This is a genomic window from Mycetocola reblochoni REB411, from assembly GCF_900163835.1.
Classification (GTDB): domain Bacteria; phylum Actinomycetota; class Actinomycetes; order Actinomycetales; family Microbacteriaceae; genus Mycetocola_B; species Mycetocola_B reblochoni.
Genome location: NZ_FUKR01000016.1, coordinates 23,347 through 31,221, shown reverse-complemented (window position 1 = coordinate 31,221; position 7,875 = coordinate 23,347). Strand labels below are relative to the sequence as shown.

The 7,875-nt window shown below is 68.8% G+C and carries 4 protein-coding genes; 3 read left to right on the top strand and 1 reads right to left on the bottom strand.

Annotation, left to right across the window (positions count from 1 at the left end; translation table 11 throughout):
• Positions 1–5,581: DUF7507 domain-containing protein (locus FM119_RS02600; RefSeq protein ID WP_087136141.1), on the bottom strand; the 5,581-nt coding region annotated here is incomplete at its 3' end.
• Between the two features lie 723 nt (positions 5,582–6,304).
• Between FM119_RS02600 and FM119_RS02595 the strand changes: the two genes are divergently transcribed.
• The 3 genes from FM119_RS02595 (at position 6,305) to FM119_RS02590 (ending at position 7,874) form a co-directional block, all read left to right on the top strand.
• Entirely contained in the window at positions 6,305–6,988 is a 684-nt protein-coding gene (locus FM119_RS02595; protein ID WP_338065654.1) for a PASTA domain-containing protein, read from the top strand.
• A 447-nt stretch (positions 6,989–7,435) separates the two neighbouring features.
• Positions 7,436–7,579 (top strand): hypothetical protein, encoded by a 144-nt coding sequence (locus tag FM119_RS13795; RefSeq protein WP_179205167.1) that lies wholly within the window; start codon positions 7,436–7,438, stop codon positions 7,577–7,579.
• 52 nt (positions 7,580–7,631) lie between these two features.
• Complete coding sequence (locus FM119_RS02590; protein ID WP_087136139.1) at positions 7,632–7,874, top strand: hypothetical protein; 243 nt, start codon at positions 7,632–7,634, stop codon at positions 7,872–7,874.
• Position 7,875 lies beyond the last annotated feature (1 nt).

Genomic DNA, 7,875 nt, shown 5'->3' with positions numbered 1-7,875 from the left:
CATTCAGACGCGGATCATCCAGAGCAACATCACTCAAAGTCACATTCCCCGTGTTCGTAACCACGAAACGGTAATCCACCACGTCACCCGCAGCCGGAGCCCCCTCCCCAGCACGAACACCAGACTTCTCCACACCAATCGACGGCGACGCCGGCAACGGGGTCACGACGGTATCCTCGTCGCCGACCGGGTCGCCCGTCGGCGGGGTCCCCTGGGCAGTGGCCGTGTTCTGCACGCGCCCGGCATCGAGGTCGGCCTGCGTCAACGTGTACGAGGCGGTCGCCGCCACGCTCTGCTGGGGCGCGAGCGTGCCCTCCGCCTCGGCGTCCGACCAGTCGTAGACGAGCGCGCCGAGGCCGGGCAGCTCGTCGGAGACGTCGACCGCGCCGAGCGTGACGTTGCCGATGTTGGTGACGACGAAACGGTAGGCGACCTCGTCGCCCGCGGCCGCCCCCTCGGGCACCGTCGCGGACTTGACGACCTGCAGCGCGGGTCCCGCGGGAATGGTCAGCTCGTCGTCCGCCTCGTCGGTCACGGAGCCCCCCTGAGGGGCATCGCCGGACACGGTGGCGGTGTTCCGCACCACGCCCGCGTCGATGTCGGCCTGCGTGAGCGTGTACTCAGCGGTCGCCGTGACGATCTCGCCGGGGGCGAGCCTGCCCTCCCCCGTGGACGACCAGTCGTAGCTGATGCGCGGGTCGTCGCCCAGTCGCGGGTCCGTGACGGCGACGCCGTCGAGAGTCACGTTGCCCGTGTTCTCGATCGTGAACAGGTACTCGACCGTGTCGCCGGCGGCGTACAGCTCGCGGTCCCCGTCGATGGGGGCGAAGGAGCCGGTCTTGGTCAGCGCGATCCCGGCCTGGGGCGCCAGCTCGACGGTCGCACCGTCCTCGTCGCCCACCGGGTCGCCGCTCGGCGGTGTGCCGGAGACACTGGCGGTGTTGACCACCTCACCCGCGTCCAGCTGCGCCTGCGTGATCGCGTACGACGCGGTCGCGGTGATGGTCTCGCCGGGGGCGAGGGTCCCCTCGCTGGCCGCGCCCGACCAGTCGTAGGAGATCGTCGTCCCCTCGAGCAGCTCGTCGGTCACGGACACGTCGCTGAGGCTGACGGTGCCCGTGTTCTCGATCGTGAAGCGGTAGTCGACGACGGCACCCGCACGGACGGGCGTCGCGTCGGGGTCGGCGAGGGCGCCGTCCTTGACGATGCTGATCGACGGGGCGGAGGGGATGGTCGTCGTGACCGCGTCCTCCGCGTCCACCTCGGCGCCCTGCGGGCCCGTGCCGGTCACGGTCGCCGTGTTCACGACCTGGCCGGCGTCGACGTCGGCCTGGGTCAGCGTCACGGTGGCCGTCGCGGTGACGGTTCCGCCGACCTCGAGTGTGCCGGCCGTCCCCGACGACCAGACGACGTCGCTCAGCTCGCCCGCCCGCTCGTCCACGAGCCGAACGTCGGTGAGGGTCTGGTTGCCGTCGTTGCGGGCCTCCAGCCGGTACTGCACCGTGTCCCCGGCCGCAGTGCCGTCGGGCGCGGTCGCGGGGCCGGTCTTGTCGAGCACGATCGACGGGGAGCCGTCGATCGGGTCGGTGACGGAGTCCTCGCCCGGCTCCGCCGGGTCGCCACCCGGTGCGGTCCCCGTCGCGACGGCGACGTTCGTCACGCCGCCCCGGTCGAGGTCCGCCTGGGTGAGCGTGTAGCTGGCGGTCGCGGTCACGGACGCACCGGGCGCGAGGACGCCCTCGTCGCCGGGCCAGTCGCCGAACACGAGTGCGCTCAGCCCGTCGAGCTCATCGTCGATCGCGACGTCGGAGACGGTGCGCGTCCCCGTGTTCTCCACGAGGAAGGCGTACTCGATCACGTCGCCCACCGCGGCCGGGTCGGAGAGGCCCGCCGTGGAGGTCTTGTCCAGCCGGAGCCGCGCGCTGCCGTCGATCGCGACGGTCTCGCTGTCCTCGGCGCTCACGGACTCACCCGGCGGCGTCGTCCCGCTCGCCGTGGCGGTGTTGTCGACGGAGCCGCGGTCAACGTCGGCCTGGGTGAGCGTGTAGCTGGCGGTCGCGGTCACGGACGTGCCGGGAGCGAGAACGCCCGCGTCGCCCGGCCAGTCGCCGAACACGACGTCGCTCAGCCCCTCGAGCGGGTCGTCCAGGGCGACGCCGCTGAGCGTCACGTCCCCGGTGTTGCTGATCTCGAAGCGGTACTCGACCGTGTCGCCCGGTCGGCCCGTCGCCCCGTCGGCGAGGGCGCCCGACTTGCTCACGGCGATCGACGGCTCGGTGTCGAACTCGGCCGTCGCGGAGCCGGTGTCCGTGACCGGGTCGCCGGTGGGCGATGCGGCGCGCACGGTGCCGGTGTTGCTGACCATGCCGTTGTCCAGGTCGGCCTGCGTGACCGTGTACGGTGCGGAGGCCGTGACGGTCTGGCCGGGCGCGAGCACGCCGGCGGTCCCGCTCGGCCACTCGCCGAAGGTGATCGGGCCGAGCCCGACGAGCGGGTCGGACAGGCGCGTGCCGGACAGAGTGACGTTGCCGGTGTTGGTGACCGCGAAGTCGAAGCGGATCTCATCGCCGACGGCGGGCCTGGCGTCGGCCTCGACGGACTTGGACAGGTGGATCGCCGCGTCCTGGAGGACGCCGACGAGGGCGTCGTCGCTGTCGCTCACCTCGACGTCGCCCGGACCGGTCCCTGTCGCGGTCGCCTCGTTGCCGACGTAGCCGGCGTCGAGGTCGGCCTGCGTCAGCGGGTAGCTCGCGGTTCCGACGGCCTTCTCGCCCGGGGCGAGGACACCGGGGCGGGACGGGTCCGGCCAGGCGATGTCGATCGCGGACAGGCCGCTCTTCGGGTCGGTGATGGTGACGCCGCTGAGCGTGACGTTCCCCGTGTTGGTCGCGGTGAGGGTGTAGTCGACGGGCTGGCCCGGCTCCGCCTCGACGCTGTCGTCGAAGGCCGCCTGCTTGTCCAGCGCGATCGCGGGGGTCTGGGGCACGGGGGCGGTGATCGTGTCGGTGCTGGTCTGCGGGGGACCCGTCGGCGGGTTGCCCGTCGCCGTCACCGCGTTGTCGACCGAGCCACGGTCGACGTCCTGCTGGGTGAGCGTGTAGCTGGCGGTCGCGGTCACGATCTGACCCGGGTCGAGGACGCCCGGCTCCCCCGGCCACTGGTAGTCGTCGACGACGACGCCGTCGAGGGAGTCCTCGAGCGTGACACCGGTGAGGGTGAGGTTTCCGGTGTTCGTCCCGGTGAGGGTGAACGTCATCACCTCGCCAGGGACGCCGAGCGCGCCGCTGGGCAGGCCGCCCGTCTTGGCGGCGTCGATGCCCGGCTCCGGCGGCACGGGAAGCACGAAGTCGGAGGTGTCCGTCAGCGGTGCTCCGCCGGGGCCGGTCCCCGTCGCCGTCGCCGAGTTCGTCACGCGACCGGCGTTGAGGTCGGCCTGGGTGAGCGGGTAGCTGGCGGTCGCGACGGCGTTCTGGCCCGGCGCGAGGACGCCGTCCGCACCCGGCCAGTCGATGGTGACCGGTCCGAGTCCTGCGAGGGCGTCGCTGAGCGCGACGTCGGTGATCGTGGTGTTGCCGGGGTTGCTGATCGTGAAGGTGTAGTCGACGAGGTCGCCCGCGGCCACGTCGCCGGCCGGGTCCGCGAGCACGCCGGACTTGACGACGTCGATGGCCGAGGCCTGCGCGATGGGCAGACGGTTGCTGTCGGCATCGCTCGGCTGCTTGCCGCCGGACTCGCGGCCCGTGACGGTGGCGGTGTTGTCCAGGTAGCCGCGGTCGATGTCGGCCTGGGTGAGCGTGTAGCTCGCCGTGCCCGTGGCGGTCTGACCCGGCTGCAGCCGGTTGGCCGTTCCCGGCCAGGTGTAGCTGATCGGGCCGAGGCCGGCGAGCGGGTCGGTGACCGCCACCTGGTCGAGCGTCACGCTGCCGGTGTTGGTCAGGGCGAAGGTGTAGGTGGCGGTGTCGCCCGCGATCGCGCGGTCGTCGAGGGCCGCCGACTTGTCGATGTCGATGATGGCGGAGTTGACGCGCGTTGTGTCGGTGTCCTGGACCTGCTGCGTCTCGTAGCCGTCGACCGTCCCGACGACGGAGGCGGTGTTCGTGTAGGCGCCCGCGCGGACGGGCGCCGTGCAGGTGTAGCGGTAGCTGTCGTTCTGGCCCAGCACGCCGGGCACGGGCCGGGCGCAGTCGCCGGCGAGCGGGTCGGTGACCGTGAGGTTGCGCAGCGGCACCCCTCCGGTGTTCGTCACCGTGATGGTGAACGTCCCCGCCTCCCCCGGCAGCAGCGTCTGGGTGTCCGCGGTGCCGTTGAAGGACTTGTCGATGACGACACGGCCGGTCGGGACCGAGAACGCCGTGTTCTGCAGCAGGTAGGAGTCCCCCGTGGTGCCGAGGTCGAGGTCGAGCGAGGTGGCGCCGATGCCGCCCATGGCGACGGTGCGCTCGAGCACGTCGACGCTCGCGTTGAAGAAGCGCCCCGTGCCCGTTCCCTGGTAGCGCTGGTTGCCGAGGGCGTGCGAGACGCCGATGTTGTCGGTGGCGCCGCCCGCCCCCGTGTCGCTCGACTGCGAGTTGGGGATGCGCACCGATGTGCTGTTCTTGGAGGTGCGGTACTGCGCGTAGTCGCCGGTGATCGCCCGGTCGCCCTCGTACAGGGTCATGCCGATGCGGGCCTGGTTGGTCAGGGCGGTGAAGCCGGAGAACCGCACCGTGTCGGCCGCCTCGTTGCTCTGCTTGCGGACGTGGCCGTCGTAGAGCAGGACGTTGCGGGCGGTGGTCAGCGGGTTGGCCGCGTCGTAGCTGCCGAAGTCGTAGACGACGGCGAGCGACCAGCCGGCGTAGCAGGCGGCTCCGTTGGCCGCCCAGATGTTGCCGACGCTGATGGGCACGCTGCCGGACACCCCGGCGTTCTCGAACAGCGCGGTCACGTCGGACGACGAGGAGTAGTACTGCGGCTGGCCGGAGGTCAGCTGCGTCGAGAGGTTCTCGGTGTGGGTGCGCGACGCCGTGGTGGGCACGTCCTGGATGGCCCCCGTGCCGATGCGCATCTTCAGCGACCGCGAGGTGTACCCCGCGGTGGTGTCAGGGATGGTCGCCGTGCTGTACGAGTTGGTGCCGCAGCGCGCGCCCGTGTAGCCGGCGACAGCCCCGGTGTTCCCCGACCAGTAGAGGACGGCCTTCTTCACGGTCGACCCGGCGGGCACCGTGATGGTGGCCGTGCTCGAGTTGCTGTACGCCTCGAAGCCGGCGGCCTGCTTGACGTTCGCCATCGCGAAGAAGTCGTTGTAGGCCCCGGCGGTCCCACTGCCGTTGTGCAGGTCGTTGCAGGTCATGCTGCCGCTGAAGGCGGTGCCCGTGCAGCCGAGCACCCCGTTGCCCGCGGTGGTGAAGTCGCCGTTGACGACGCCGTTGTAGCTCGTCGTCATGGGCGTGACGGTGACCGCCTGCGCCTGCTGAGCGGTGGCGGTGAGGCCGACGCTGGCGAGCGCGATCGTGAGGACCGCGGCGACGGCGCGTCGCGCGCGGCGGCCGAGGGTGGGGCGAGGGCTGTGCGACCGGCGGTGGGCGTCGGTTGACCGTGGCATGGAGTGGGGGACCTGTCCGGTATCGGGTGCAATTATGGAGACCCTGTGTTCCGCCTGTGAAGCCGGGCACAGTGGATCGAGCCTAGCCCGACGAGACCTGCCGATCGATACCCCCGAACGGGTGAGTGCCGGGTGAGTGCCGGGTGACGCCGGGGCGACGGCCGCAGCGGACGACGGGCCAGGGGGCTGACCGGCACCATGAGCCGACAGACACCGTCGTCCGTCATCGATGGACCAGGTCGCGAGGTGCTCGGCTACGACCGCGACCCTGTCCCCGAAGCGTCACGGGAACACCATGACCGCCGGCCGAAACAGAACGACCCGTCGAGCGGGAGCTCGACGGGTCATCGCGTGGTGTTCGGTGGCGAGTGAGGGATTCGAACCCCCGAAGGCTGAGCCGTCTGGTATGCGGTACTCACTACTTGTTGCCACCTGGTGCGGAGACTCCGCGTGATTGTGCACATTTTGGCATCATCGGTACTTCCCAGTAGTGGGAAGTAGGGTGCGGGCCATGAATATTTACCGCCACTAAATAGCCACACGGGGTACCACGGTGGCCGCAAGTAGCCCACGTCCTTAACTCTCCGACCTTGAGGTTGCAGGCTTACGGGATGAAGCTCAACCTTCAGATGCCCCTCGTTCTGGTGCCACGTTCGCATCAGTCAGGCTCTCTCGCGCCCGGTAACGTGGAAGCTTCATCTCCCCCAACGCATCAGGAGCATCTTGAACCGCGCACGACTGATCCCCACGGCCCTCATCCTCGCAGCGGGCTTGACGCTCGCGGGGTGCTCATCCACGACAACGGAGCGCAGCGCAGAATCCGCGACATCATCGTCGTCCAGCGCGCAGGCGCCCAACGTTGTAGGAATGGCCGGCGACGAAGCGCGAGATGCAATCGAGGATGCTGGGCTTGAGGTTGAGTGGGACGCCGGCGACGACACTGTGATCATGGCGAGCAACTGGACCGTGGAGTCACAGTCACCCGCCGCGGGTGATGGCGTGAATGACGGCGATACCGTGACCCTGACCGTGTCTAAGCCAGAAGCCGAATCAGCCGAGGATCGGGAAGCGGCGAACAAGCAGTTCGCAGAGACGGTGGAGAAGGAATGGCTAGCGAACGTGGGCCATGACAGCTTTACAGAGCTGCTGACCGATCCTGATTGGCCCGCCGACTCGCTGACTGGCTACATCGCGTCTGTTGAGTCCCCGAGTATTGGAACCGTTGTGGTTACGGTTCAGGTCACCGAGGACGAAGTGACTAAGGAAGAACTCGAGCAGCTAGCTATGCAGGGGCTTAACCTCGTCGGGTATGACAACGAGGACTTGGAGCGCGTCGAGGCTGTTACCGCGGACGGCTTGCTCCGCGGTGTTGCGAATCGCTATGACAGCCCGGTTCTCTCGAAGTAGGGTGCACCCTTAATCCGCCTGTCTTGAGGTTGCAGGCTTACGAGGTGCGGAAGACGCCGGCGCTGTAGGCTGTACTCGCCCCTAAACGCCGATCCCCTCTGGTCAGTATCACGTAGCCCAAAAGGCCTGACCTAAGTCAGGAGTTAGGGGGTGACCAGAGTGAGCAAATGTTGTGATTCTTTTGATGAAACGCGAAAGACCCCCGACGTTGACAAGATCCTTGCACGGGCACTTGTCATCGCGAGAGTCTTCGCTCACGTAGCTTCAATCCTTCGGGACTTTAGCTAGAAGGTTGGGAACCCGGTCGTTGGGTCGGCCGGGTTTTCTAGCTTGATCCCGCCTCTTTAGCTTTGCTTTGTTAGGGGTTGGATGTTGGCTCCTTCAGCTTAACAGGTTCCGTGTTCGCCGTGGAAGGTTGTGCGCCTGTTCGCGGCTAGCCTTGTGGTTATGCGCGTTGAGGTGACGATCGCGCCGGTTGAGGTGCGTGAGGTGACGGTCGAGGCTGGCTCGTATGAGGAGGCTAAGGCATTGGCTGAGTCGCAGATCCCGGATGGGTGGCGCCCGCTGCAGTGGATGGTGGAGCGCGACTGAACGTCAGCCGTCACCGGTAGCGTCACAGGTTGTGGCGCAGCACTGGACCCCCATGAGCTTGCTGACCGAGTTCCCTCCCGGTCAGTGGCTCGTCGCCGACCGCGACCGGCGCATCGCGATCATCCGCACCGTGACCGTGCGGGACCGGAAGCTGTACCGTGCCGTGACCTACGCCGCCCAGTCCGAGGGACGCTCCCTCATCGGCTACTTCCCAGACCTACGCATGGCCGCCGAGGTCACCTGGTCGACGTGGACGCGGCACCAACGACGAAACGCGGGGCACCCACCGAAGTGAG

Bases quoted from the DNA above. Each gene is read 5' to 3' on its own strand.
- FM119_RS13795 (WP_179205167.1), top strand. From the start codon at position 7,436: ATGCGCGTTGAGGTGACGATCGCGCCGGTTGAGGTGCGTGAGGTGACG.
- FM119_RS02590 (WP_087136139.1), top strand. From the start codon at position 7,632: ATGAGCTTGCTGACCGAGTTCCCTCCCGGTCAGTGGCTCGTCGCCGAC.